We start from the raw sequence: 25,162 nt of genomic DNA, 5'->3' as shown, positions 1-25,162 counted from the left end.
CCTGCGACGATACCCGCCGCGGCGTTAGCTGAGCTTAACGTGCACAGGAACTCGACCTAGCGCACCTAGAAGCAACGTTGGTGGTCTCGCTGTTAACTATCATTACGTGTCGGTGCCGTCGATGCAGACACCTGCTGTGATGGTTGTAGATGACACGTATCATACGTTAAGACGTGACGTTACCCGAGGAGATATTCGGTGTCGACATCCCCGACATCACTGCCGCCTCTAGTTGAGCCCGCAAGCTGGCTGAGCCGCGACGAGGTGGCCCGGTACAGCCGTCATCTGATCATTCCGGACATGGGCGTCGGCGGGCAGAAGAGGCTCAAGAATGCGCGGGTATTGGTCATCGGTGCGGGCGGGCTGGGCGGGCCGGTGTTGCTGTACCTGGCTGCGGCCGGCGTCGGCACGATCGGTATCATCGATTTCGACGTCGTCGACGAGTCGAATCTGCAACGCCAGATCATCCATGGTGTAGCCGATGTTGGACGGTCCAAGGCCCAGTCAGCGCGTGACTCAATCGTCGCAGTCAACCCGTTCGTCCAGGTGCGGTTGCACGAGTGCAGACTTCAGTCGAGCAACGCGGTTGACCTGTTCAAGCAGTACGATCTTGTTGTGGATGGCACCGATAACTTCGAGACTCGGTACTTGGTTAATGACGCCGCGGTGCTGGCAGAAAAGCCGTACATATGGGGGTCGATCTACCGCTTCGAGGGCCAAGTCTCGGTGTTCTGGGAGAACGCCCCTGACGGGCTGGGCCTGAACTACCGCGATCTGTACCCGGAGCCGCCGCCTCCTGGCATGGTGCCGTCCTGCGCAGAAGGGGGTGTGCTGGGCATCATCTGCGCCTTCATCGCGTCGGTGATGGGTACTGAGGCGATCAAACTGATCACTGGGATTGGTGAGTCATTGCTTGGCCGGTTGATGGTCTACAATGCGTTGGAGGCGAGCTATCGTACGATCAGGATCCGAAAGGACCCGTCCACGCCGAAAATCACGGAGCTGATCGACTACCAGCAGTTTTGCGGCGTGGTGTCTGATGATGCTGCCCAGGCGGCTACCGACTCCACTATCACGCCGCGAGAATTGCTTGAGTTGCTGGACTCCGGCAAGAAGCTGGCTCTCATCGACGTTCGTGAGCCCGTCGAGTGGGACATCGTGCACATCGACGGCGCCCAGCTGATTCCGCGGTCGTTGATCAACTCGGGTGAGGGTCTGGCAAAGCTGCCTCAGGACCGCATGCCGGTGTTGTATTGCAAGATGGGCGTGCGCTCGGCCGAAGTGTTGGCCACCGTGAAAAAGGCTGGCTTCTCCGATGCGTTGCACTTGCAGGGTGGAATTGTGGCGTGGGCCAAGCAGGTGCAACCCGACATGGTGATCTACTAATCGGAGGTCCGGTGTTGAGCTGACGGCGACCCGCTGCTCCCGGCTTTGCTGCGCTTGCGGTCGCCATGGTGTTGGGCTCTACTAGGCTAACCGGTGTGACAGTTGAGCCGCCGCCCGAGTATGTGTTGTCGGCGTTCGGTTTGACCGGTGTGCAGCCCGTCCCATTGGGAGCCAGCTGGGAAGGTGGCTGGCGATGTGGCGAAGTCGTGTTGTCGATGGTGGCCGACAATGCCCGCGCGGCTTGGTCGGCCCGGGTGCGGGAGACATTGTTCGTCGATGGTGTTCGCCTGGCACGACCGGTCCGCTCGACTGATGGGCGGTATGTGGTATCGGGCTGGCGGTCCGACACATTCGTCGCCGGGACGCCGGAGGCTAGACACGATGAAGTTGTCTCGGCGGCGGTGCGACTGCACGAGGCTACTGGCAAGCTCGAGCGTCCTCGATTTCTGACCCAGGGGCCTACGGCGCACTGGGCGGACGTGGATATCTTCATCTCCGCCGACCGTGCCGCGTGGGAGGACCGGCCGTTGCAGTCGGTACCCCCGGAGGCGTGGGCCACACCCCCAGGGGCTGACGGTCAACGATCGATCGATCTGATCAATCAGCTGGCTAGTTTGCGCAAGCCGACCAAGAGCCCGAACCAGCTGGTGCACGGGGATCTTTACGGGACAGTGCTTTTCATGGGCACTGCAGCACCGGGAATCACCGACATCACACCCTACTGGCGACCTGCATCGTGGGCTGCAGGTGTCGTTGTTGTGGACGCGTTGTCCTGGGGCGAGGCCGACGATGGACTTATTGAACGTTGGAACGCACTGCCGGAATGGCCGCAGATGTTGTTGCGCGCGTTGATTTTTCGCCTTGCTGTCCACACACTGCACCCGCGGTCAAGGGTCGAAGCGTTTCCGGGTCTGGTCCGAACTGCGGCCTTAGTCCGTCTGGTGCTCTAAACCGACGGTAACGGCCAGCTGTGCTGGGCTTTGCCGCGCTTGTGATCAGTACTAACTGCCGCGCGGAAATTCGTACCGAACCTCGTGTAGCGCCATCTTACCGTCAGCGGCGAGAATCCATTCGGCGCTTAGTAATTCGAGCTGTCGGGTGGTTAAATGTCGCACTGTGCGTCCAGATGCTGTGATTACCCGGTGCCAGGGTAGGTCGGAGGAGTTGGTCCGCATGATCCAACCGGAGATACACGGACTGGAACATCTTGCGGCAGAGTCGATGTCGACATAAGTGGCGAAAACGGTCGGGTAGAATTGCTGCTACCAGTGAGCGCATCCGCTCGATCTGATCGTCAGTCATCGTGAGTACGGTCAGCGCGTTTCTAACTGCTTGTGGATCACTGCTGCGACTTCGGTAGGCTTGACATACGACACCATGTGCTCGCAGTCGAAATCGAGCAGCTCAAAATCGGATCCCAATCCTTGGTGCAGCCTTGCGATGAGTTGGTCGCTGACGTCGGGCGGCGAGGTCTGTGTCGCTCGCACCAGTGTGGTCGCCGTTCCCACAGGTGGCAACATGACCGCGCGGACCAACTCGCTCCAGTAGGACATGATCGTCCGCATACTCACGTGCCAGCCGTATCGTCCACCGGACAGTTGAACCAGGTTCCCGTTGAGTTCGGCATTGCATTGAGTAACACCGGGTCCACCTCTACCCACGAGCCCATGGATTTCTCGACGCGCGCTTGTGTTGCGTCCGGGTAGTTGAGGGGAAGAACTTCGCCTACGCAGTTGGGTCGATCGGCTGGAACGTTACGCCGTCGGCCGGTTGGTGCTCGTCGACATCGAGACCGGCAAACGCCGGTCAGCAAGGATGATACGCAACGACACGCCCAGCGGGTGCTGTTATCGATTGGTAATGGCCGAAGGCATGTTCTTGGCTAGCCCTACCATCATGCAGCCGATCGGCGCTCGCCTGGTTTATCTCGGCAGGACTGGGCCGGTGAGCACCGTCGAACTCGAGTGGATCACCGACCAAATATCGGCGCATTATCAGCGATTCGACGCCGTAGGCTTGTCCACTGCCACGGTGCTGGTGTGCAGCAATGCGGCCGTTACACCCATAGCCGATGCTCTGCGCGCTCGCTGGAATCCCGGTTCAGGTTGTCTGTCTGGCCGACCTACTGCCTATCCCTTAGGTCGCTGACCTGACGGTGGGCGCTGCGACAGTGCTTGTGCTGACTGGTTCACGCTGGCGGTTCGGTGACCGCGATGTCGCCGCGTTGTGGCGGCGCGTGTTGGCGCTGGACGGGCGACTTTGCGGCGAGGATACGTTCGCCCGAGTCGATCACGAGAGTGGTCGGTTCCGATGTCGAGATTGCGTGTTTGTGCATTGGCCGGCGAACTCACCACACCATGAGGCCACCTCTGTCATTCGTTGCCCGAACTGGTTGCCGAGGTGGCGTGCATGCTAGGCGTCGACTGTGAAATCCGGGCACTGCTACGCCAGGGTTTTTAGGTGTTTGGGTCAACATGGCACCACCTTGACGCTTTCGCCGACGTGGTCCCCAACTATGCTGATTGGATATGTGCTCTGCTGAATGAGATCAATGTGTCGGCTGTGGCGTTGATCACTGTTCTGTTGGCCTAGGTGGCCAAACGTGGTCGAGAACGGGCTTCTTGGCCCAGCTGGCCGTGACTCCAGATCGGATCCAGGTTTTCATAGTGCACACTGCGAAGAATTTGGAGTGGTAGGTGGTGGTTGCTTATCTGTTGGGTGTAATATCCCCGTAGACCGCATCGAAGGCTACCTAGCTTAGCGGCGCGCTGAGTTTCCTCCGCTGCTGCGTGGCGATCGCAGCTCAGCGGGTACACTCCGCATTCCGGTGCTGGATACCAGCGGATATTGCCAATCGAAACCAGCTGTCGGGCAAGATTTCCGTGCATCGTCGCCAACTTTAACAGCGGTGTGTCGACGAGGAGAACAGTCTGTTGTACGTGGGCATCACCAGAGCCGAGGACACGTTGCTGGTGTCCGGTCATCACTTGGGTAACCACAAGGGTAAAGCCTTGCATTCCGTCGGATTTTCTGTGCAACCTCAAGGACATCATCGACCGATCGGCCGCGGTCGGTGATCCCTGCAGGATAGTGGAACAATGGGCATTTGCTTCCGCTAGCGTTAAACGAAATACTCTGCACAACAATGTTATTGAAGTGGATCGGCTTGCTGATCCGTTGACCGAGCGTCGCGGTGACGTCGAACGCAGAGCGGAGTTAATGGTAGCCCCGATGTCGGGATACACGGCTCATCTCATCATCGATATCGAAGGTTGGGCCGTCGACTGCAATGCCGTATTGGCCGAGAGTTCAAGTTTAGGAAGGCTTCTCGACAAAACACTGCTCAGTCAGGTGTCATTCACTGGTTTGGTGGACCTGGTCCGCAACCGGATCGGTGTTGTTCGACGGCTGATGCGTCGTCTGTACCTTTACGCATTGTTGGACAATGTGTTTCATTCCTATGTTCAGTGGTTTTATGGTGTGGATTGGTTGTTTGATCGTGCTTACTTGCTAGTTACTGCGGACTCCGATGTTGGCGACACTCAGGAGTTGGCCGCAGTTATGTGGCGTTCATAGATCCCGATGGCGATATCATCGTGGTGGGTTGAAAGATTGGTTAGCCGCCGCGCAGGGCGGCGGCCATGTGTCTAGGCTGTTGTTTACCTGCTTGGCGTGGGACACGTTATGCAGGTGCCCGGAGTCATTGGTGCACACGGTCTGCTACTACTTGCGTAGCGGATGGTCATACCCGATTAGCTGCCGACGTGCGATGTGCGCTGCCCAGCTATTGGGGAACCAGCGATCGTGGTTACATTAGGTGTCGTGCGCAGCGGTAGGTTGCAGCAGCGTGGTGGCCTCTATAAGACATTGGCCACCCAGCCTGGTCATCTCCTAGTTAGTGTGCTACGTATCCCTGACCTTCATTCTAGCCCTGTCCGTGTGATCACCCGCCGAATGGCTATTGCCTTGGTGGTGCTGTTCGCGGCCGCTGTTGTTGTCTACCTGTACCGAAGCGGGTACCGCGATGTGCGGGATGGCGGGTTGACATTCCTGGACTGTTTGTACTTTGCGGCCGTGTCGCTATCGACGACCGGCTACGGTGACATCACGCCATGTACTGTAGCCGCGCGTTTGGTTAATATCGTGGTCTTTGCGCCGCTGCGGATCGCGTTCTTGGCCGTGTTGGTGGGCACGACGCTTGAGGTCCTCTCCGAGCGGTCGCGGCAGGGGTGGAAGATCCAGCGTTGGAGGAACAGAGTGCGCAATCATGCCATCGTGATCGGCTACGGCACCAAGGGGAAAACGGCGGTCGCCACGAGGCTCAGCGATGAAGCCATGCAAGGCGAGATAGTCATCGTTGACACCGATCGAACCGCTCTCGAGCATGCCGCGACTGCTGGCCTGGTCACAGTGCACGGCGACGCCACCAAATCCGATGTGCTGCAGTTAGCCGGGGCCCAGCATGCGGCCTCGATCGTCATCGCAACCGGTCGCGATGACACCGCCGTGCTGGTCACTTTGACGGCTCGAGAGTTGTCACCCAAGGCCAAGATCGTGGTGTCGATTCGGGAGGCTGAGAATCAGCACCTGTTGCAGCAATCGGGTGCTGACTTGGTGGTGGTCTCCTCGGCGACCGCAGGTAGGTTGCTCGGCCTTGCCACCACCACACCCAGTGTTGTGGAGATGATTGAAGATCTGTTAACTCCTCACGCCGGATTGACGATTGCCGAACGCGAGGTGGAACCGACCGAGGTCGGTGGATCCCCGCGACATCTGCGCGACATTGTGCTTGGTGTAGTGCGTGGTGGCCGCTTGCTACGCATCGGTGCGCCCGAGGTGGACGCCGTCGAGGTCAGCGACCGGTTACTCTATATTCGGCACGCGGGCCACTAGTGGGTGGCGCGGGCGTGGTGGGTCGTTGCCAGAGGGTTGGCATGGATATTCAGTTGTGGAATGTTCCATTGCTGTCGTGCGTGGGCGTCGATCGGACCGATCAACTGCGTACCGACGTCGCGGCTGCTACGTTCGGGCTGTGTTGGAAGCGCCTTGACGGTCCCGATGTGGAAGCTGACATGGTGAACCTCCGCAGTCTTGGAAGGGTCTTCGACGACACGAGCAGTAAACTAGTGTCGTCCGCTGCCGCGTTGCTGAATTGGCATGGCAGTTCCCGGTTCAGTTAAGTCGACTGCTCACCGATGAAATCAGCCAGGGCGGGCTGGTCACGAGTCAACCCGGTCATTAGCCACGAGGAGTTCCCGCGTATCGACCTGCCCGTTATCTGTTTAGTCCATGGTGGGGGCGACCGTGCGGTGCTGGCGAGTCAGACCGCGTGGCCTGAGCGGATATTCTCGCTGCTGGCCGGTTTTGTCGAGGCTGGCGAGTCATTCGAAGTCTGCGTTACTCGAGAGATCCGCGAGGAGATCGGTCGGAGTGTCTGAGATGTGCATTACCGGGGCAGCCAGCTCTAGCTATTTCCGCACTTGCTGACGGTCGGTTTTCATGCCTTGAGTGATCCGGATTAGGACTTTTCGTTTAATGACAGCGAGATTGTCGAAGCGGTGTGGTTAACCCGCGACGAGGTACGCACAGCGCTTGAAGCCCGCAATTGGACCAGCTACATCCGAGTCGAAACTATTGCTCCCTGGATCAATCTCGATCTCCCGCGTGATCATCGAATCTTGAGCGACGGTGGACCAAGGCAGCCCTAGTCGATGCGGTCGGTTATGGCCTAAAGGACGGCACCTATAATTTCTGCGGTTTCGCCTGCTGGTTCTAAGCCTAGCACGGATGGACATCAACACTGACGGTTTGACATTATACTGATGACTCCATCCCACGAAGTTTGGCCTCACGATGGCAAGATCTGGCTTCTCCAGAGCGAAATTGTAGGCACTGTCGTGAAACGCTGCACACAGTGATATCGCCGACTGATCGAGTGCCATAGGCGCGGAATCGTCGTTTGGATACATGGCGACGTCCTGACTGACCTGATCGATTGGGGGTCATGCCACCCGACTCTAAGCCTTCGATTCTTACCGCTATGTTACATCTTGCGGAATTGTGTTTAGTCGCTGGTGAACGTAAAAATATTATTTCCCACCGGCCCGGTACGGGCCGGGAGTCTTTGTGTATTCTACAGGCGACTGACGCCGGTCTGCCTTTGTCCGCGGTGTGAGGTCGGCGCAATTGGTTATGCGGATTGCATCAGCGACGTTGACGATTAACGACTTGGCGTCGACACGTGGCGCGGCTGTGGCCGGTTTGGCCGGAATAGGCGGATGTAAACAGGCTGACACAACGATCGCAAGGTTGCAAACGATGAAAGCTAATTCAACGTCAAAAGCTTTGTGAATCAACGATAACCGCCTCTAGAGTCCACTTGCTACGATGCTTATGGCTTGGCAAGTTGAGCCTTGGGCTTCATCGGTGATGAGCGTCTTATACGGACCGTAGTCTGCGATTGGCCAAAAAGAACCCAGAACATTATGATACGGACAGCGTGGCCTCGAAAGTTTGGTGCCACAGTCGTATGGCAACGGTGTCAAGACGCAAGTGCTGAATATCAGTTCAAGCGATGGGGCTAGCGGCGTAGGTGGCCGGCGAGGTCCCAGCATAACTACTTGGAGATCAGTACCGGTGTCTTTAGCCGGTTATCTCGGTTGGCTTCGCCAGGACTGCGCCCTAATTATAGATATGCTGAGAACAGCATCGGGCATGGCGATGCGCAAGGTTTGTCTGTCTTAGCTGTCAGGATGGATTCTATGCCGATGGTTGCAGACCCATTGACCGCCGGACTGGACGACGAGCAGCGCGAGGCCGTGCTGGCTCCGCGTGGACCTGTCTGTGTACTAGCGGGCGCTGGAACGGGTAAGACCCGCACCATTACTCACCGCATTGCCCAACTCGTCGGGACTGGTCACGTCGCCGCCGGACAGGTGCTGGCGGTGACATTCACCCAGCGTGCGGCGGGAGAGATGCGCTCCCGTTTACGGGCGCTTGGTGCCGCAGCGCAAGTTGGTTCGGGTGTTGGCGCCGTGCAGGCCCTGACCTTTCATGCTGCTGCGCACCGACAGCTGCGGTATTTCTGGCCACGGGTGATCGGTGATACCGGTTGGCAGCTGTTAGATAGCAAGTTCGCCACTGTTGCGCGGGCGGCTAGTCGCGCCAGGCTGCATGTCGGTACTGATGACGTGCGTGACCTGGCCGGCGAGATTGAATGGGCCAAGGCCTCGCTGATTGGACCTGAGGAATACGTAGTCTCTGTGGTTGCTGCAGGTAGAGATACTCCGTTAGAGGCTACGCAAATCGCGGACGTCTACCTGGCTTATGAAGCCCTCAAGGCTCGCGGCGATGGTGTCCAAGGTATTACGCTGATCGACTTCGATGACCTGCTGCTACATACTGCCGCTGCGATCGAGAACGATGCAACAGTGGCCGAGGAGTTTCGGGATCGCTACCGCTGTTTTGTTGTCGACGAGTACCAAGACATCACCCCGCTACAGCAGCGGGTGCTTTCGGCCTGGCTGGGCGATCGAGATGACCTGACTGTGGTCGGTGACGCCAATCAGACTATTTATTCGTTCACTGGGGCTTCACCTCGTTTCCTGCTTAACTTTACCCGGCAGTTTCCAAACGCGACGGTGGTGCGTCTGGAGCGCGACTATCGGTCCACTCCGCAGGTGGTGTCGCTGGCAAATCAGGTGATCTCCGCGGCTCGTGGCCGGGTTGCGGGAAGCAGACTTCGACTGTCTGGCCAGCGTGAGCCGGGTCCGGCCGCGTCGTTTCACGAGCATTCCGACGAGCCTGCTGAGGCTGCTGCGGTGGCGGCATCAATCGCTCGACTGATCGAATCCGGCACCCCATCATCCGAGATCGCGGTGCTTTACCGGGTCAATGCGCAGTCCGAGGTATACGAGGAGGCGTTGACCGAGGCGGGGATTGCCTATCAGGTTCACGGCGGCGAGGGGTTTTTCAAACGTCAGGAGATCAAGCAGGCGCTGTTAGCCTTGCAGCGCAGTGTGGAACATGGCTCCAAAACAGGCCTGTCCGGCCCATTACCGGACGTGGTCCGTGGTATTCTGCAGCCATTGGGGCTCACGGCCGAACAACCGGTCGGCACCCGCGCCCGGGCTCGCTGGGAGGCGCTGACCACGCTGGCCGGATTGGTCGACGACAAAGTAGCGCAGTGTCCTCAGCTGGAGCTTCCGGGGTTGTTGGCCGAGCTTCGGTTGCGCACCGATGTGCTACACCCATCGATGGTACAGGGCGTCACACTAGCCTCACTGCATGCCGCCAAAGGACTTGAGTGGGATGCAGTGTTCCTGGTCGGGTTGACCGACGGAATATTACCTATCTCGCACGCGTTGGCACACGGTTGCGACAGTGAACTCGTCGAGGAAGAGCGTCGGCTGCTCTACGTTGGAATCACCAGGGCCCGAGTGTATTTGGCGCTTAGCTGGGCGTTATCGCGAACTCCGAGTGGACGTCAGAGCCGCAAACCGTCGCGGTTTCTCAACGGTATCGCGCCACAGACGCGTCAAGGTCCGGTGCTGAGCAGATTCCGGGGTAACCGGGTCGCTATGTCGCGCTGCCGCATCTGTAAGAACGACTTGACCACACCCGCGCCTGTCATGCTGCGGCGGTGTGAAACATGTGCCGCAAACGTTGACGAGGAACTGTTGCTGCAGCTCAAAAAGTGGCGACTGGGCACTGCCAGGGAACAGGATGTGCCTGCGTATGTTGTCTTTACCGACGACACGTTGATCGCAATTGCCGAGCTGCTGCCTGTCGATGAGGAAGCGTTGATCGCCGTTCCGGGTGTTGGCGCACGCAAGCTGAAGCAATACGGATCAGATGTGCTGCAGTTGGTTCGCGACCATGTCGGTACAGCGAGGACGCGAACCTGATTGTCCGCACCATTGAGTTAATAGCGGGCAAAGTGCAGATCAGAAAATCGGTTGCCACTGGCTGTTGCCGCCGTTACCCTCAAATCCGCACTCTGTTGGCTGGCGCTGAAATGGTGTTGAATGGCTGGCTGCAGTCAAGTTTAAAGGTAGGCGAAACGGAGAGGAGGGTGGCCACCAATGCTTGACTACAACATGTTTGGTGCGTGTGTGGCTAGACTCTGCTGTGGTGCTGCCAAAACTTAACTGTCCGTCGATCTGGGCTATAACGTAACTACGTAGTCAGTCCGATTTTCGCCCGAAGGCCACGGACCCAAAGTCACCAGGATCTGTGTCCATAGCTTTGTGAGGCAACAACCTCACTAACATGATCCGGATCCCTGAAGAAAGATAGCCACCAGACCAGGAAACAGGTGAGAAGGACATGTCGGCACTGAACAGTCCCTAAACAGACGCTGTCAGTGTTGCTGTGCCATGTCCTCCGCAATCCCGGCCTGTGGTTCGCTGAGACCCTAGCTGACGTGGAGTGTGCCAGAACGTTCTGCGCGAACTGCCTGATCCGCCGCCAGTGCCTGACGGCTGCGCTGGAACGGGCCGAGCGCTGGGGGTTTCGGCCGGGGCGTGATCGTGAATCGCAAACGTTCGCGCAAGGACGTCATTGCTGATTAGATAAAGCCACGAAAGTGCAACTGCCGAAAATGTTCTCGAAGAGAAAGCTTCGATAGTTGCACTTTTGCCAGCGTCAGACGACGGCGGCATCGGGCTCGGCAAAACCAGGAACCAACTCCTCCGTCAATGCCTTCATTGGTACGTGCGCGTCGAGTTGGCAGAGGATCGCGCTCACCGACGCGATCACCCGCAACGGAAGAGCTAGTTTAGCCGGCAGATCCAACTGCCGCGCTATCCTGATCTGCGGCACTGATCGGTCTAGGCTCTTCCTTTGTAGCCATTTACGCGTGTAGTGGAAAACCTCGACCTCGATGGGTTCGACGTACTGGCGCATTATCTCGTCAATATCACGCACCGACACCTGTCGGCCTTTTTGGATTAGGCCGGCCTTCTCCATCGTCGGCAGCAGCAGGTCGTAGTTTTTGTCCCGGGCTAATCGGATGCTCATCCCCAGCTCCATCGGGAAACCACCGGGTAGCGGTGCGACGTTGCCGAAGTCGATGACGCCCATCCGGCCATCGGGCAGCAGCATGAAATTGCCGGGGTGGGCGTCGCCGTGCAACATTTCCAATCGGTGTGGCGCGTCGAAAGTGAGTTCGATGAGCAGCGTTCCTATCAGGTCCCGTTGTTGAACGGTTCCGTCACGGATGATCTCGGTCATCGACACACCGTCGATCCACTCCTGGACCACTACTTTCGGTGCGCTTGCCACCACATGGGGCACCACAAAGCGTGGGTCTCCCTGATACACCTTGGCGAAAGCACGCTGGTTGGCGGCCTCCAGCCGATAGTCGAGTTCCATCTCGGTGCGTTCAACCAGTTCTCTTACCACACCTTGGACGTCGGCGCCAGGGGAAAGCTGTTTGAGCACCCCTACCATGCGTTGCATAGTTTTGAGGTCGGCGCGCAACGCCTCATCAGCACCCGGATACTGGATTTTGACAGCCACGTCACGGCCATCAGACCACACCGCTTTATGCACTTGGCCGATGCTGGCTGAGGCCACCGGGGTGTCATTGAACGAGCTGAACCGGTCTCGCCACTTGGTGCCCAACTGGGCGTTGAGCACCTGATGCACTCTATTGACTGGTAACGGCGGAGCGTCCTTTTGCAGCTTGGCCAGGGCTTCGCGGTAGGGCTCACCGTACTCTTCAGGAATCGCGGCTTCCATCACAGACAACGCCTGACCAACCTTCATGGCCCCGCCCTTGAGCTCGCCCAGGACACTGAACAATTGGTTGGCGGCCTTCTTCATCAGCTCGGCGTTGACCTCGTCTTTTGGCTTGCCAGTCAGTCGTTTGCCAAGCCCGAGCGCTGCCCGCCCGGCAATGCCGACCGGAATGCTGGCCAGCTTCGCATTACGCGCAGCCTGACCGCGTTTAATGTCTGCCACATACCTAATCATCCATGACATTGAGCGCTTCATGGATTTGATTTTGATATGGCGACAACTGATCAAACGGCTACTTCATTCGGTCTTGAACCCGCATCATCAAGCGTCGCGCCAATGTGTTTTCTCCGCGCAGGTTCAACTCTATGGTTCATCGAAATACATGTCCGAAGGATGTTACAGAAAAGTCATGGCAGCAAAGCAACGCAGCACCGTGCAGCCGATGCTCTGTTTAGGGCAATCATCGAAGCGCTGGACAAGCACCGCAATGATCGCACATTGACGGGGCGGGTTTTAGACGACTTGGCTAGAGTTTACGTGTCAATCTCGACGAACGTCCCGGACCAAGGAGGGCAAGGATAGATCAGCTACCGGCGTCAACATGGACATGACGTATATTTTGGTCCATTGGCGCGCGACGATGGAGCCAGTGCTCAGATCGAACTTCAATGTGGCGTTCAGCGTCAAGGGCGGTCCGGGATCGGGTACCATCTCCTGTCCGCGCATCGCCGCGATCATCCGATTGGCCTGGCTGAGCTCCAGCGCCGCGGTGGAGAGTAGGGTGGCCTGGTCGGCCACCCCAATGGTGTCTCGCAGCCGGACAGCGATAGCCGGCCAAGCGGTGTCGCAGTCGCTGCGGTGCAGGTCTGAGCAGGCTAGACAACTGGTCACGCCGGGAACGACTAGCGACCCCACCAGGCTGGTGCCGTCACGGACCCGAACCGGAAGGTGGGGTACACCCCCGGCTGTGCCAATCATGAACGGGTCGGCGACCAGGTAGTCTGACAGTACCATCAGGTCCACGGTGGAAGCGATCGCGGCATGCGACCGGCTGCTGTGCGCAATTCAGGCATCCGAGCAGCGCTTTCACCAATAGGCCTGACAGCGGGCCGCGGCCGTGAGTTCGGATCGACGCTGTCTGGCCTCGGGACTGCCGGCATCCGCGGGGTGCGACGCCGACACCAAACCAGTTACGCGACGAGATTCGCCAAGCCATCGGCTGACTCCCGACCTACCGCTGCAACTCTGCTATCGGTGTCGGCGATCGCATGGACTGCATCGGCATCGTGGGATCCGGCGCATGGCAGGGAGGGCGCATCCTGCGGCATGACTCGAGACTTTGCCACGCCGGGCACTCACCTCTCGATCAGTTATCTACAGGACCGGCAGAGCCAGGGCTCCCACCATCGGGGTTGCCACAGTCCCGCTCAAGTTCGGCAATCGCTTCATCAATACCGCTGGTGTCGCCACCAATGATTCGGTCGATGAAGCCAGCCGGGTCGTCAAGATCCGCCCCGGAAGGCAGCAGATCCGGGTGCTGCCAGACGGCGTCACGAGCGTCCGCACCGGCAGCCTGGGTCAAGCGTTCCCATAGCGCGACGGCCTCCCGCAGCTTACGTGGCCGCAGCTCCAGGCCGACCAGCGTGGTGAATGTCTGTTCGGCCGGTCCGCCGCTGGCCCGACGCCGGCGCAGCGTCTCGTCGAGCGCGGCGGCACCTGGAATCCGATCGCCTAGCGCCGCGGTCACCGCTACCTGCACCCAGCCTTCAATTAGCGCCAACAGGGTCTCCAGCCGCTCCAGCGCTCGGGTCTGTGCCGGGGTTGCCTTGGGCTCGAAAATACCCTGCCCCAACAGCTCCTCGATGGCGGCGGGATCCGACAGCGAGGCTGGATTGAAATCGCGTGCTAACTCCTCAATTCCGCTCATGTCGATCTTCATACCTGCGGCATAGGCCTCTACGGCGCCTAGCAATTGACTGGCCAGCCAGGGCACATGGCTGAATAACCGGTGGTGTGCAGCTTCACGGGCGGCCAGGAAGGTCAGGATCTCGCTGCGCGGTTGCTCGAGTCCGTCGGCGAAGGACTCGACAGCTTGCGGCAGTATCGCCGCTACGCCTTTGGGACCAAGCGGCAAGCCGATATCGGTCGAGGTCAGTACCTCGCGGGATAATCGACCAAACGCCTGCCCAAGTTGCGAACCGAACGCCATGCCGCCCATTTGCGATATCATCGACAACAGCGGGCCGGCCATGGTTTTGGCTTCCTCAGGCAGCGACGCCGCCCATACTGTCGAGATCTGTTGAGCCATCGGGTCGCATAGTCGCTTCCATGTCGCCAAGGTGTTGTTGACCCAGTCGTCGGGGGTCCAGCCCTCCGCTTTGATAGTACCCGCAGGTAGCGCGGTGACCCCATCCAGCCAGGTTTCGGCTAGATGCACCGCATCGCCGATAGCTGAGCTTGTGGCGGCTGGGATGGGCGCGACAAACCCGATCGAACTCGACGCGACTTGTCGCGCCAATTCATAGTTGACTGGACCCGGTTGTTTGTCTGCAGTCATCGCGGTGCCAGCGTTGGTAAACATCTGACCCAGTTGGGTGAAGATTTGTCCCAGGTCACCCATGACGAAGTCCCCACTCATGCTAAACGAAGTTAATGGGTCTGACGCGTTCGAACTGGAATCAGGGTTGTTTTTTCCGTGCTTGTCGCGTCCCGACTCGTTATTCGGGGAGTCGTCTTCGGAGGAGAAGCCGAAAGGCAAGTTAGCCACACTGTCAACGGTACCTACCGGTGTGACAGAACGCGCCACCGCGGGTCATGCTTATAGTTGGACGCGCCCGAGGTGAGTCCGTCTAATCTAAGCGGCGTGAACAGGCGGATTTTCACCTTGTTGGTCGCGTTGGTGCCGATTCTGGTCTTTGGTGTGTTGCTCGCAGTGGTAACGGTGCCGTTTGTGTCGTTGGGCCCTGGTCCTACTTTTGACACACTCGGTGAGGTCGACGGCAAGCAGGTCGTAGCGATCGAAGGCACGCGCACGTACCCCACCTCTGGTCACCTCAATATGACGACGGTGTCCCAGCGTGACAATCTGACTTTGGGTGAAGCCCTGACACTGTGGCTTTCCGGCCAAGAACAGCTGGTGCCGCGCGACCTCATCTACCCGCCGGGCAAGTCGCGAGAAGACGTCGACAAGGCCAACAGCGCTGATTTCAAACAGTCTGAGGACAGCGCGGCCTATGCTGCACTGGGATACCTGAAGTATCCGCCTGCAGTTACCGTCGCGACGGTCAGCGATCCCGGTCCGTCGGCGGGCAAACTGGAGTCCGGTGATGCCCTGGACGCGGTCAACGGTAGCCCGGTGGCCAATGTGGAACAGTTCACTGGATTGCTGAAGAAAACCAAGCCCGGCGAGGTAGTGACTATCGACTTTCGTCGCAAGAACGAGCCACCCGGTGTCGCACAGATCACGCTGGGTGCGAGCAAAGATCGTAACTATGGCTTTATGGGTATCGCGGTGCTAGATGCGCCATGGGCGCCGTTCGTGGTGGATTTCAACCTTGCCAACGTGGGCGGGCCATCGGCCGGACTGATGTTTAGTCTGGCGGTTGTCGACAAGCTGACTACCGGCGATTTGGTCGGATCGACGTTCGTCGCGGGCACCGGTACCATCAGTATCGACGGCAAGGTGGGTCCTATCGGGGGCGTCGCGCATAAGATGGTCGCCGCTCGCGCTGCTGGCGCCACAGTGTTCCTCGTTCCTGCGAAGAACTGCTATGAGGCGATTTCCGATAACCGTACTGGCCTGCGGTTGGTGAAAGTCGAGAGTCTCACCCAAGCGGTGGACGCGCTGCACGCAATGACGTCGGGAGGTCAGCTGCCGAGCTGCTAACTTGGCCCCCTCACTCGCAATCGAATGGTGCTGTGGTGCGTAGAGTTGTGACAGTAACGAAGATGTCTGGCACACGGCCCCGACGTACGGGTGTTTAGCAAAATCGACGTCAGCCAAATCGAGCAGGGAGCGTAGCTAGTGGGGATGCGGCCCGCAGCAGGGATGTCAAAACTGACTCGGCGTAGCTGGACCCTGATCATGGTCGTACCGGGTGTGATCGTGTTACTGTTAGCTGGTCCGCGACTGGTCGACGCGTATGTCGACTGGCTGTGGTTCGGTGAGCTTGGCTACCGTTCGGTGTTTAGCACTGTGATGGTTACCCGCATTGTGGTGCTCGGAGTCACCGGGCTGGTGGTCGGCGGCATTGTGTTTGCCGGGTTTGCGCTTGCGTACCGCACCCGCCCGGTCTTCGTCCCGAGTCACGACAACGACCCGGTGGCGCGGTATCGCGCCATGGTGTTGTTACGGCTACGGCTCGTGAGCATCGGGATCCCGGTAGCGATTGGCCTGTTGGCCGGCATTATCGCGCAAAGCTACTGGGTTCGGATCCAACTGTTCTTGCACGGCGATGATTTTGGTGTCAAGGATCCACAATTCGGCAAGGACCTCGGATTTTATGCGTTCGAACTACCGTTCTATCGGCTAGTGCTCAGCTATATGTTCATCGCGGTATTTCTGGCGTTTGTCGCGAATCTGGTGACGCACTACATCTTCGGTGGCATCCGGCTGTCCGGACGCATCGGCGCGCTAAGCCGCGCGGCGCGTATCCAGTTGGTCAGCTTGATCGGTGTGCTGGTGTTGCTCAAGGCCGTTGCCTATTGGTTTGACAGGTATGAGCTGCTGTCACATACGCGTAGCGGTAAGCCGTTCACCGGTGCCGGATACACCGATATCACCGCGGTGCTGCCCGCCAAGTTGATCCTGATGGCGATCGCGCTGATTTGCGCTTCCTCCGTGTTTGCCGCGGTCACGTTGCGGGACTTGCGGATTCCGGCCATCGGCCTGGTCCTGCTGTTACTGTCATCGTTGATCGTGGGTGCCGGCTGGCCGTTGATCGTCGAACAGCTCATCGCCAAGCCGGATGCGGTACGCAAGGAAAGCGAGTACATCAGTCGAAGTATCATCGCGACCCGGCAAGCCTATGGCTTGACCGAGGACGTGGTAACCTATCGTAATTACACCGGCGACACGCCTGCGATTGCTCAGCAGATCGCCACCGATCGCGCTACCACGTCGAACATCCGGCTACTCGACCCTACGATTGTTAGCCCCGCATTTACCCAATTCCAGCGGGGCAAGAACTTCTACTACTTCCCTGACCAGCTGTCGATCGACCGTTACTTTGACAAAAACGGTAACCTGCGTGACTATGTCGTGGCGGCGCGTGAACTCAACCCAGATCGGTTGATTGATAATCAACGTGACTGGATCAACCGACATACCGTTTACACGCACGGGAACGGATTTATCGCGTCGCCGGCCAACACCGTACGCGGTATCGCCAATGACCCGAACCAGAACGGGGGCTACCCCGAGTTTCTAGTAAACGTCGTTGGGAACGGCACTGTCATATCTGACGGGCCGGCGCGTCTGGATCAACCCCGCATCTACTTCGGGCCGGTGATCTCCAATACCTCCGCCGACTATGCGATCGTCGGAAAAAATGGTGATGACCGCGAATACGACTACGAGACCAACACCGATACCAAGAGATACACCTACGCCGGCAGCGGGGGAGTCCCGATCGGCAGCTGGCTATCCCGCAGTGTGTTCGCCGCGAAATTCGCGGAGAGAAACTTCTTGTTTTCCAGTGTGATTGGTTCTAACAGCAAGATATTGTTCAATCGTGATCCGGCGCAGCGGGTGGAGGCGGTGGCACCCTGGTTGACGACTGACAGCAGTGTCTATCCGGCTGTCGTGAACAAGCGACTGGTGTGGATCATCGACGCCTATACCACCCTGGAGAACTATCCCTACGCCGAACCCACCTCCCTGTCGTCGGCTACCGCCGACTCCACCGAGGTGGCTTTCAATCGATTGGCGCCCGATAAGCAGGTTGCATACATCAGGAACTCGGTGAAGGCCACCGTGGACGCCTATGACGGTGCTGTGACGCTGTATCAGCAGGATGAGCAGGACCCAGTGCTGAAAGCGTGGATGAAGGTTTTTCCGGGCACCGTTATGCCCAAGGCCGATATCACGCCCGAACTGGCTGAGCATCTACGCTATCCCGAGGACCTGTTTAAGGTCCAGCGGATGCTGCTGGCTAAATACCATGTCAACGATCCCGGAACATTCTTCAACACATCAGATTTCTGGGATGTGCCACTGGATCCGAATCCCACCGCCAGCAGTTATCAACCACCGTACTACATTGTTGCGAAAAACATTCTCAAGAATGGCAATTCTGCGTCATACCAGTTAACCAGTGCGATGAATAGGTTCAAGCAGGACTTCCTGGCCGCCTACATCAGCGCCAGCTCGGATCCTGCAACGTACGGCAAGATCACTGTGTTGACCATTCCTGGCAATGTTAACGGCCCCAAACTGGCCAATAACGCTATCACCACCGATCCGGTGGTATCCCAAGATCTGGGTGTGATCGGGCGGGACAACCAAAACCGGATCCGGTGGGGTAACTTGCTGACGCTGCCGGTGGCTCAGGGTGGACTGCTATACGTGGAACCCGTCTATGCATCTCCAGGTGCCAGTGATGCCGCCTCATCGTATCCGCGTCTGATTCGCGTGGCTATGATGTACAACGACAAGATCGGGTACGGTCCCACCGTCGGGGATGCGCTCACCGGGTTATTCGGGCCCGACGCGGCTTCTGCAGCTACCGGCATCGAGCCCGCCGAAGCGGTATCGCCAAGGTCGCCTGTGGGCGCCCCGGCGTCGGTTGACGACGGGGGATCGCCGATTCGTCCTGGCGCAGTGGTGCCGCCGGCTCCGGAAGGGTCGGTCGCGTTGTCGGCCGCCAGGGCCGCAGCACTACAAGAGGTCCAGGTGGCGATCGGTGCGGTGCGCGACGCGCAGAAGAAAGGTGACTTTGCCGCCTACGGTTCGGCGCTACAGCGGCTCGACGACGCCATCACCAAGTTCAATAACGCCAAATAGGTCAGTGGATGGCCTTGCCGCCCACGAGCGGCTGTGTCTGTACACTGGCACGCCGTAAACTTTGGCCTATTTTACACACACTCGTCGTGCGCAGGCGATTTGGTGACCTTCGGAGATGTTCGGTAGTCTTGCATTTACCGACGCGGGGTGGAGCAGCTCGGTAGCTCGCTGGGCTCATAACCCAGAGGTCGCAGGTTCGAATCCTGTCCCCGCTACGAGCGGGAATGGCTTTTGGGGATTTCTCCGGGGTCGTTTTCATGTTAGTTTTCTGTAGATTTTGTTAATTTAGCTAGGCTTTCGAGTTAATTGTTCTTTTTCTCCATCGCTAGGTTCCTTCCTTTTGTACTGCGTGTATAGCGCACCTTTTCTTCGATGCCGCTTCAGTCATCGTTTGCCAAAACATAGTTTTCTATAGGTTTTTCGTTAAGCAGCAAACGTGTTGCAGGACTTCGAGAGTTTCATCGAGGTGGCTTGTCGTCTCGAAAGCATCGTAATGGAAGGTTGCGTGCACAGGTGAACAGCGGAACGTAACGCCCTGAAGACATACTGCGTCAATGCTGCGTATGTGCTCGGTACGGCTCAGCTGTCAACCTGGTTGAGTGCAGTACCCGAATCGATCAGGAGTGCTAGTCGGCCATCATCGGCAAGGAATTTGGCACCAAGGTGCGGGGTAAGTACCTGGGGCAGCGGGGTTTTGGGGGCTGAGACCGAACCGGGATTGAATAGGTCCTGCTGGGTGTGTTGTTGCCGGTGTTGGGGTGGGCCATCGCGTAGTGGTCAGTCAGTTACCTACCAAAGTGATTCACGAAAAGACACACTGCGCGATGCTTTAGGAGCATTCTGCTTGTATTGCATCGGCCTGATGCATTGCAGTCTGTTGATTCCGGGTCGGTATTCGCCAAGCTGATCCGCGCGGGTCTGGCAGACGCTGATCGAGGACGAAGTGACTGAGGTGATCAACGCTGGCCGCTATGAGCACACCGGTGAGTGTAGTACGCACCGCAATAGGGTACTGGTCTAAGACGGTGTCGACCACGGCTGGCGATAGTGAGGTGCAGACCCCCAAGCTGCGGGGTGCCGGGTCGTTCTTTCCGCTGTTCGACGGACTTGGCCAGGATGAGGGCCGTGGGTTACATGACGACTGGCGTGCCGAGAACCGGTGGTGCTGCTACCATGTGGGCGAGAGTGAGTGGGCTGTTATGCATTGGCGCTTCGTGTACGGACCGTCGCACCGCTACCACCGACGAGGATGACCTGTCGACACCGACCAAAATTCCTGAATGTGGTAGGGAACAGCGTACTCCATTACCTTACCTACATCGATCACCTTCAACACAGTAGTAAAGTGAGACTGTTGTCCGTCAAGAGGTATTAACTCTAACAACGATGGGCATATTCTACTTCAGTTTTGTTGACTGAACTGCACGTTGCCGCCAGCGCTCCAGGTCCCAGTCGACGACCATCGCCGATGATCATGCCGACGAATAGCCCTGCAACGCAGGGCTTTGTTCCCTACCGCGTCTACCGGTCAAGTGATCTGATCGAATTGTCAGTTCCCCTAAGGCCTGAGGAGACATTATGACAACTCTTCCTGTTCGGCGTCGTACGCCTTTGCTTTTTACAGAGTTGTCCGAGTGCTTCGCCGGTTTGTAGCCGGTTTTCGAGAGTCGGATAATGTGGCTGGAAGGTGAGATGAAGACGGGTAAATGCCGAGATCCCAGGTATCGATTCGCTCAAGGACGTAGACGTCACCGTACATGATGGTTTTATTGACGATCAAAGAGGAGCACAGTGAGAATTAAGGAATTCGACGGACGGTCTGAAATTCTCCTACAGTCTGGCGCCAACGGAGATGACATCAACGCTATCTACCACAAGGGGGTTCTCATCATGCCCGTACCAGTCACCGAAGCGAAGCCCATCGAAAACGAAAAGTACATCCAGATCCAATCCGCGAGTTGACGTGACTTTGCGGTCCCGGAGCAGTGGCGCTCCGGGACCGCGTTAGCGATTTATTACTGGCCGCGAGCACGAGAAAGCAAATAATTATGAGACTTCAGACTTCGAATTCTGCAGGCGGCCGGTCATGACTCGAACGGCTGACTTAGGGAGGCGCGCGTCTCGACGTGTGTTCCGCGATCGTCGAGAGGCGGGCCAGGTGCTGGCCGATCTGCTGGGCGCTTATCACGACCAAAAAGATGTAGTGGTGTTGGGACTGGCACGTGGAGGACTACCCGTCGCGTGGGAGGTTGCAGCCAGACTGCAGGCACCGCTGGATGCCTTTGTGGTGCGCAAACTGGGTGCACCTGGACACGAAGAGTTTGCGGTCGGCGCGTTGGCCAGTGGTGGTCGCGTCGTCATCAACAACGATGTGGTGCGGTTACTGCGGATCACGCCTCAGCAGTTACACGATATCGCCGAACGCGAAGAGCGTGAGCTGATTCGGCGTGAATACGCTTATCGCAACGGAGGGCCTCCTGCCGACGTGGCCGGAAAGACCGTCATCCTCGTCGACGATGGGTTGGCCACTGGGGCGAGTATGTTCGTCGCGGTGCAAGCAGTGCGCGAAATCGAGCCTACGCAGATCGTGATCGCCGTTCCAGCGGCCCCGGAATTGACCTGCCGTGAATTCTCCGGCATTGTCGACGACGTTGTATGCGCTACTATGCCGACACCTTTTGTCGCTGTGGGAGAGTCATTTTGGGACTTCCGCCAGACCAGCGATGAAGAAGTTAGGAAACTACTGGCCACTCCACCATGGGTGCCGCAGTAACGGTCACCAACCCGAAGCCACCGCAGCGGAGATGATCAGACACGTCGCTGTCGAGAAACCGGCTGGTACTTCTCTGGCGGACACCTTGGAAAAACTGATCGGGGATGAACGGATTGTTTTAATAGACGAAAGTTCACACAGCACGCATTGAGTTCTACGAGGCGTGCATCACCACGAAATGGCTGATCGAGCAGATGGACTTTTGCGTTGTCGCCGCGGAATTCTTCTGGCACAACATCTACCGATTAAGCGGTATGTTCGTGGACTTGGCGACGACAAGAATGCCGATGAGGCGCTGAGCGGGTTTGAACGTTTCCCTACCTGGATATGGCGTAACGTCGTGGTCTGTGAAATTAACCGAATGGCTGCACGGTCACAATCAACAATGCCGGTTGGCCGACTGTCAGGAATCCGGATTTACGATTTGGATCTTTACAGCCTGTATCGCTCGATGAGCGAAATGATCGCCTATCTTGACACGATCGATTCCACTGCTGCGGCCCGGGACTGCCAGCACTACGCATGTTTCGGCCACGCCTCATTCGACGACGGTCAGGTCTATCGATTTGCTGCGGAGTTCGGCGCCGGAGAACAACTTGGTGGCGATATCGCGGGTGGCCTCGATCCATGATTGCCGAGTCCGGTCGTTGCTGGTAGAGGTAGATATTGTAGATCGCGATGCCGGCCGCAGCGGCCAGCGCCTGGATCCAGTGCCTCATCGTTCTCGGTAAACGGTTGCCCATCGGCCTTCTCTGCCAGATAATAGAGGTTGCTGGATACCGTCCCGCCGCGGATGTGAATCGGCATCCCACGAAAGGTTCGCATCGGCGGATAGTTAGGTGGGAAGCCCACCGAGGTGGGGTGCACGGCGATGTTGTACAGTCGAAGGGATTTGGGGTCGTCTATACGTAGGCCCACCACATCGCGGCTTTAGGGTAGTCGGCCGATCCACTGAGCGGTTTTCTCGTCGACGCTCTCCTATACGAACTTCACCACCTGCTGGACCTGGTCGTGTATCGCTCACAGGGCGTCGACGAGCTCGATGGCGGTGTGCACGATGGTGCGCAGCGTGGCATCCAGATCGAGGTCCGAGGTGATGACCAGCATGGCCTCGACCAATCCGTCAAGCCGGTCGCGTCCCGTGACGACTTGCTCGATCCGGTCTTGGACCTCGATCAGCAGCTCTCGCAGCCGCAGCTGCGATAAGGTGTCGCGCAGCTGATGCGCACCGCCGCGAAGGTCAACTGCCTTGTTCATATGAATTCATATGAACCTAGTGGCATCGTGGGAGCGTTCTTCCCAGCTAATTTTCTAACCGTTCGCTAACATTCAGCTTAGACGCAAATACCGCCGCTTGGGTCCGCCGCTCCATTCCGAGCTTGGTCAGCAAACGCGACATATAGTTTTTCACCGTCTTTTCGGCAAGGAACATGCGCGTGGCGATCTGCTTGTTAGTCAGCCCTTCACTGAGCAACCTGAGTAGAGTGCGCTCCTGGTCGGTAAACCCAAACAACGGATCGGTGGGTTCCGCAGCGCTGTGGAGTTTCGCCATCAGTTCTGCTGTCGTCCTGTCATCCAGTAGCGATTTTCCGGCGCCGACGTCTTTGACCGCCTGTGCCAGCTCCATGCCCTTGATGTCTTTGACCACGTATCCGCTGGCCCCGGCCAACACCTCATCGAGCATCGCTTCGTCGGACGTGAACGACGTCAACATCAGACAACGCACATCGGGCAAGTCCGACAGCAAATCGCGGCACAGCTCGATTCCGCTGCCGTCGGGCAGTCGAACGTCGAGCACCGCAACATCGGACCGTGCCACCGGTATCCGCGTCATCGCTTCGGCGACCGAGCCAGCCTCGCCGACGATTTCGAGCTCGGGGTCCGACCCGAGCAAGTTGACGATGCCGCGCCGGACCACCTTGTGGTCGTCGACCAAAAAGACCCTCACCATGGCAGGCGCTTCTGGTATACACGAAATCCCGATCAGTGGCTCTGGCGCACGGTAAGGACAGAGCATCCGTCGCTGTCTGCCTGTAATTCGCAAGCGTGGCCGCCGGAGCCGGAAACGAAGAGCTGGACAGACTCTGCGTTTTCGGTGAGGTATCTGCAAATGCTGCCGCGGACTGCTACTGGCTCGACGTCCACGTCCGGATACAGCTTCCGCCATGGTGAGATCCGACGATTCAGGTGCGCTTGCACCAAACGACTTCCGTCAGGCAGGTCATCGGGGGTCTCTGCTCGCCATGAGGCGACGACACGCAGTGGCGCTACGCGCAGTCGCGCCTCTTCGAAAGCGTGTCGCAGCACCAGACTGTGATCTGCCTCAGCAACAATACTGCCAAGTTGGTGGTTTGTCGGCCAGCGTAGCTGTGTGCGGATCACGGCCACCGGACACCGGGCCCACGCGGTCAAGCCCACCGCGACCGAACTTATGCCACGGCATGCGTGTTTCATCCCTATTGACCCGACGCACGTCATAACCGCCGATCGCGACTTGCCGATCAGTTCGCGAAGCGGCGTTCCCGACATGATCTCGACTTCGATCTTGACTGGTTCGCCGGTGGCCTGGACGGCTCGCTGAGCATCGTACAACGCCGCATGCGCGGCAGCGAATTGACGGTGATCCACGTCGGCACCGCACAAATCTGCCGTATCAATGACGTAAACGAGGCGTAGCGGGATGTTGCGGCTGACGGCTTCGTCGACAGCCCAGACGGTCGCGTTATTCGCCGCCCGTGATCCGTCGACGCCGACGATAATAGACGGGTCTGACTGAACGTCACGCATCTTGGACTCCTCTGCGAATAATTCTATTGCTGAGCCGCATGGTAGGTGCGGTTGCCGGCATTTCCCAGGGCCATCGGTCACTGAGTTTCTGAAGTCATTGGTCCGCCCACGGCGACGGTAGTGTGCGACATAAGTGCCGAATTTGACGTGCAACCCGGCTGGGAGGAGACAGATACCCTTTGGCGAAGGGATCATGGCATGGAACCCAAGGCAGCACAATCGCGGCACCTGAAGCCGGCAACCGCGCAACCGCTGATCGGCAAAGGCCGGGTTCAAAGTGTGGCCTCGATGATGATCTTTGGATTCTTGGTGATGGGTATCCTTTTTCATTTTTACCAAGCACGCCATGTACACGGTTTGCTCTGATCTCGACGCCGAGTTGGTTTAGTTCAACGGCGAGGCCGACCACGTGCACCTGCTTGTTGCCTAACCGTCCAGTTGTCGATTCGGATTTGAGTCACGTGTTTGCC

Annotated in this window: 22 protein-coding genes, 1 tRNA gene and 3 pseudogenes; 16 read left to right on the top strand and 10 right to left on the bottom strand. The window is 58.2% G+C overall.

Annotated features, from left to right (window positions below; genetic code table 11):
• Positions 1 to 198 precede the first annotated feature (198 nt).
• Positions 199 to 1,386, top strand: coding sequence for an adenylyltransferase/sulfurtransferase MoeZ (gene moeZ / locus MUBE_RS02570; protein WP_116539369.1), 1,188 nt, complete (start codon positions 199 to 201; stop codon positions 1,384 to 1,386).
• 95 nt (positions 1,387 to 1,481) lie between these two features.
• Positions 1,482 to 2,336, top strand: coding sequence for a TIGR02569 family protein (locus MUBE_RS02565; protein WP_165849655.1), 855 nt, complete (start codon positions 1,482 to 1,484; stop codon positions 2,334 to 2,336).
• Positions 2,337 to 2,387: 51 nt separating this feature from the next.
• Here MUBE_RS02565 and MUBE_RS02560 read toward each other — a convergent pair.
• Positions 2,388 to 2,688: pseudogene (locus tag MUBE_RS02560) on the bottom strand (MGMT family protein).
• An 11-nt stretch (positions 2,689 to 2,699) separates the two neighbouring features.
• Positions 2,700 to 2,957 carry a hypothetical protein gene (locus MUBE_RS02555; RefSeq protein WP_133297024.1) on the bottom strand — a complete coding sequence of 86 codons (258 nt, stop codon included), beginning with the start codon at positions 2,955 to 2,957 and terminating at the stop codon, positions 2,700 to 2,702.
• A gap of 202 nt (positions 2,958 to 3,159) precedes the next feature.
• Here MUBE_RS02555 and MUBE_RS02550 point away from each other — a divergent pair, with 202 nt between their 5' ends.
• Positions 3,160 to 3,534 (top strand): hypothetical protein, encoded by a 375-nt coding sequence (locus MUBE_RS02550; RefSeq protein WP_116539366.1) that lies wholly within the window; start codon positions 3,160 to 3,162, stop codon positions 3,532 to 3,534.
• Positions 3,535 to 3,846: 312 nt separating this feature from the next.
• Positions 3,847 to 3,978: a hypothetical protein gene (locus MUBE_RS18805; RefSeq protein WP_279386651.1), complete on the top strand. Its 132-nt coding sequence runs from the start codon at positions 3,847 to 3,849 to the stop codon at positions 3,976 to 3,978.
• On the opposite strand, the gene MUBE_RS02545 is transcribed toward MUBE_RS18805, so the two are convergent.
• Positions 3,975 to 4,439, bottom strand: a complete 465-nt coding sequence (locus MUBE_RS02545; protein ID WP_116539365.1) for a hypothetical protein — start codon at positions 4,437 to 4,439, stop codon at positions 3,975 to 3,977. The genes MUBE_RS18805 and MUBE_RS02545 overlap by 4 nt on opposite strands.
• 37 nt (positions 4,440 to 4,476) lie before the next feature.
• Here MUBE_RS02545 and MUBE_RS02540 point away from each other — a divergent pair, with 37 nt between their 5' ends.
• The 5 genes and pseudogenes from MUBE_RS02540 to MUBE_RS02515 all read left to right on the top strand — a co-directional run bounded on the left by MUBE_RS02540 (position 4,477) and on the right by MUBE_RS02515 (position 10,954).
• On the top strand, positions 4,477 to 4,962 hold the full coding sequence (locus MUBE_RS02540) for a hypothetical protein (protein WP_116539364.1): 486 nt from the start codon (positions 4,477 to 4,479) through the stop codon (positions 4,960 to 4,962).
• A gap of 246 nt (positions 4,963 to 5,208) precedes the next feature.
• Complete coding sequence (locus MUBE_RS02535; protein ID WP_116539505.1) at positions 5,209 to 6,279, top strand: potassium channel family protein; 1,071 nt, start codon at positions 5,209 to 5,211, stop codon at positions 6,277 to 6,279.
• A gap of 41 nt (positions 6,280 to 6,320) precedes the next feature.
• Positions 6,321 to 7,068, top strand: a pseudogene (gene nudC, locus MUBE_RS02530) (NAD(+) diphosphatase).
• A gap of 1,079 nt (positions 7,069 to 8,147) precedes the next feature.
• The gene (locus MUBE_RS02520; protein ID WP_165849654.1) at positions 8,148 to 10,292 is read left to right on the top strand and encodes an ATP-dependent DNA helicase UvrD2; all 2,145 of its coding nucleotides are present in this window, start codon (positions 8,148 to 8,150) and stop codon (positions 10,290 to 10,292) included.
• 458 nt (positions 10,293 to 10,750) lie between these two features.
• Complete coding sequence (locus MUBE_RS02515; protein WP_424399019.1) at positions 10,751 to 10,954, top strand: WhiB family transcriptional regulator; 204 nt, start codon at positions 10,751 to 10,753, stop codon at positions 10,952 to 10,954.
• Positions 10,955 to 11,031: 77 nt separating this feature from the next.
• Here the strand turns inward: MUBE_RS02515 and MUBE_RS02510 are convergent, their stop codons facing one another.
• The 3 genes from MUBE_RS02510 to MUBE_RS02495 form a co-directional block, all read right to left on the bottom strand.
• Positions 11,032 to 12,363 carry a macrolide-binding ATPase MABP-1 gene (locus MUBE_RS02510; protein WP_116539361.1) on the bottom strand — a complete coding sequence of 444 codons (1,332 nt, stop codon included), beginning with the start codon at positions 12,361 to 12,363 and terminating at the stop codon, positions 11,032 to 11,034.
• Positions 12,364 to 12,669: 306 nt separating this feature from the next.
• Positions 12,670 to 13,143 (bottom strand): hypothetical protein, encoded by a 474-nt coding sequence (locus tag MUBE_RS02500; RefSeq protein ID WP_165849653.1) that lies wholly within the window; start codon positions 13,141 to 13,143, stop codon positions 12,670 to 12,672.
• A gap of 352 nt (positions 13,144 to 13,495) precedes the next feature.
• Entirely contained in the window at positions 13,496 to 14,896 is a 1,401-nt protein-coding gene (locus MUBE_RS02495; RefSeq protein ID WP_207801637.1) for a zinc-dependent metalloprotease, read from the bottom strand.
• Positions 14,897 to 14,992: 96 nt separating this feature from the next.
• On the opposite strand from MUBE_RS02495, the gene MUBE_RS02490 reads away from it, so the two are divergent.
• The 3 genes from MUBE_RS02490 (at position 14,993) to MUBE_RS02480 (ending at position 19,347) form a co-directional block, all read left to right on the top strand.
• Positions 14,993 to 16,015: a YlbL family protein gene (locus tag MUBE_RS02490; protein WP_116539358.1), complete on the top strand. Its 1,023-nt coding sequence runs from the start codon at positions 14,993 to 14,995 to the stop codon at positions 16,013 to 16,015.
• A gap of 138 nt (positions 16,016 to 16,153) precedes the next feature.
• Complete coding sequence (locus tag MUBE_RS02485) at positions 16,154 to 19,132, top strand: UPF0182 family protein (protein WP_116539357.1); 2,979 nt, start codon at positions 16,154 to 16,156, stop codon at positions 19,130 to 19,132.
• Between the two features lie 141 nt (positions 19,133 to 19,273).
• Positions 19,274 to 19,347 (top strand) — tRNA-Met (locus MUBE_RS02480).
• Positions 19,348 to 20,262: 915 nt separating this feature from the next.
• On the opposite strand, the gene MUBE_RS19260 is transcribed toward MUBE_RS02480, so the two are convergent.
• A complete protein-coding gene (locus tag MUBE_RS19260; RefSeq protein ID WP_341537689.1) occupies positions 20,263 to 20,364 on the bottom strand; it encodes a hypothetical protein in 102 nt (33 codons plus the stop codon).
• 559 nt (positions 20,365 to 20,923) lie between these two features.
• On the opposite strand from MUBE_RS19260, the gene MUBE_RS16855 reads away from it, so the two are divergent.
• The 3 genes from MUBE_RS16855 (at position 20,924) to MUBE_RS19735 (ending at position 22,536) form a co-directional block, all read left to right on the top strand.
• On the top strand, positions 20,924 to 21,094 hold the full coding sequence (locus tag MUBE_RS16855; protein WP_243632773.1) for an Hsp20 family protein: 171 nt from the start codon (positions 20,924 to 20,926) through the stop codon (positions 21,092 to 21,094).
• A 124-nt stretch (positions 21,095 to 21,218) separates the two neighbouring features.
• On the top strand, positions 21,219 to 21,905 hold the full coding sequence (locus tag MUBE_RS19740; protein ID WP_243632772.1) for a phosphoribosyltransferase: 687 nt from the start codon (positions 21,219 to 21,221) through the stop codon (positions 21,903 to 21,905).
• Positions 21,906 to 22,083: 178 nt separating this feature from the next.
• The gene (locus MUBE_RS19735) at positions 22,084 to 22,536 is read left to right on the top strand and encodes an erythromycin esterase family protein (RefSeq protein ID WP_243632771.1); all 453 of its coding nucleotides are present in this window, start codon (positions 22,084 to 22,086) and stop codon (positions 22,534 to 22,536) included.
• Here MUBE_RS19735 and MUBE_RS16840 read toward each other — a convergent pair.
• From MUBE_RS16840 to MUBE_RS02450, 3 genes and pseudogenes are all read right to left on the bottom strand, one after another.
• Positions 22,483 to 23,162: pseudogene (locus tag MUBE_RS16840) on the bottom strand (GAF domain-containing protein); the annotation flags it as partial. The gene MUBE_RS19735 and the pseudogene MUBE_RS16840 sit on opposite strands and share 54 nt — an antisense overlap.
• A 46-nt stretch (positions 23,163 to 23,208) precedes the next feature.
• Positions 23,209 to 23,856, bottom strand: a complete 648-nt coding sequence (locus tag MUBE_RS02455) for a response regulator (RefSeq protein ID WP_116539354.1) — start codon at positions 23,854 to 23,856, stop codon at positions 23,209 to 23,211.
• Between the two features lie 32 nt (positions 23,857 to 23,888).
• Entirely contained in the window at positions 23,889 to 24,692 is an 804-nt protein-coding gene (locus MUBE_RS02450) for a universal stress protein (RefSeq protein ID WP_116539353.1), read from the bottom strand.
• Positions 24,693 to 24,890: 198 nt separating this feature from the next.
• Here MUBE_RS02450 and MUBE_RS15395 point away from each other — a divergent pair, with 198 nt between their 5' ends.
• Positions 24,891 to 25,058 carry a hypothetical protein gene (locus MUBE_RS15395; RefSeq protein WP_165849642.1) on the top strand — a complete coding sequence of 56 codons (168 nt, stop codon included), beginning with the start codon at positions 24,891 to 24,893 and terminating at the stop codon, positions 25,056 to 25,058.
• Positions 25,059 to 25,162 lie beyond the last annotated feature (104 nt).

The sequence above is a fragment of the Mycobacterium uberis genome, assembly GCF_003408705.1.
GTDB classification, from domain to species: domain Bacteria; phylum Actinomycetota; class Actinomycetes; order Mycobacteriales; family Mycobacteriaceae; genus Mycobacterium; species Mycobacterium uberis.
The sequence above is the reverse complement of the archived record's forward strand: the minus strand, read 5'-3'. Positions and strand labels throughout refer to the sequence as shown.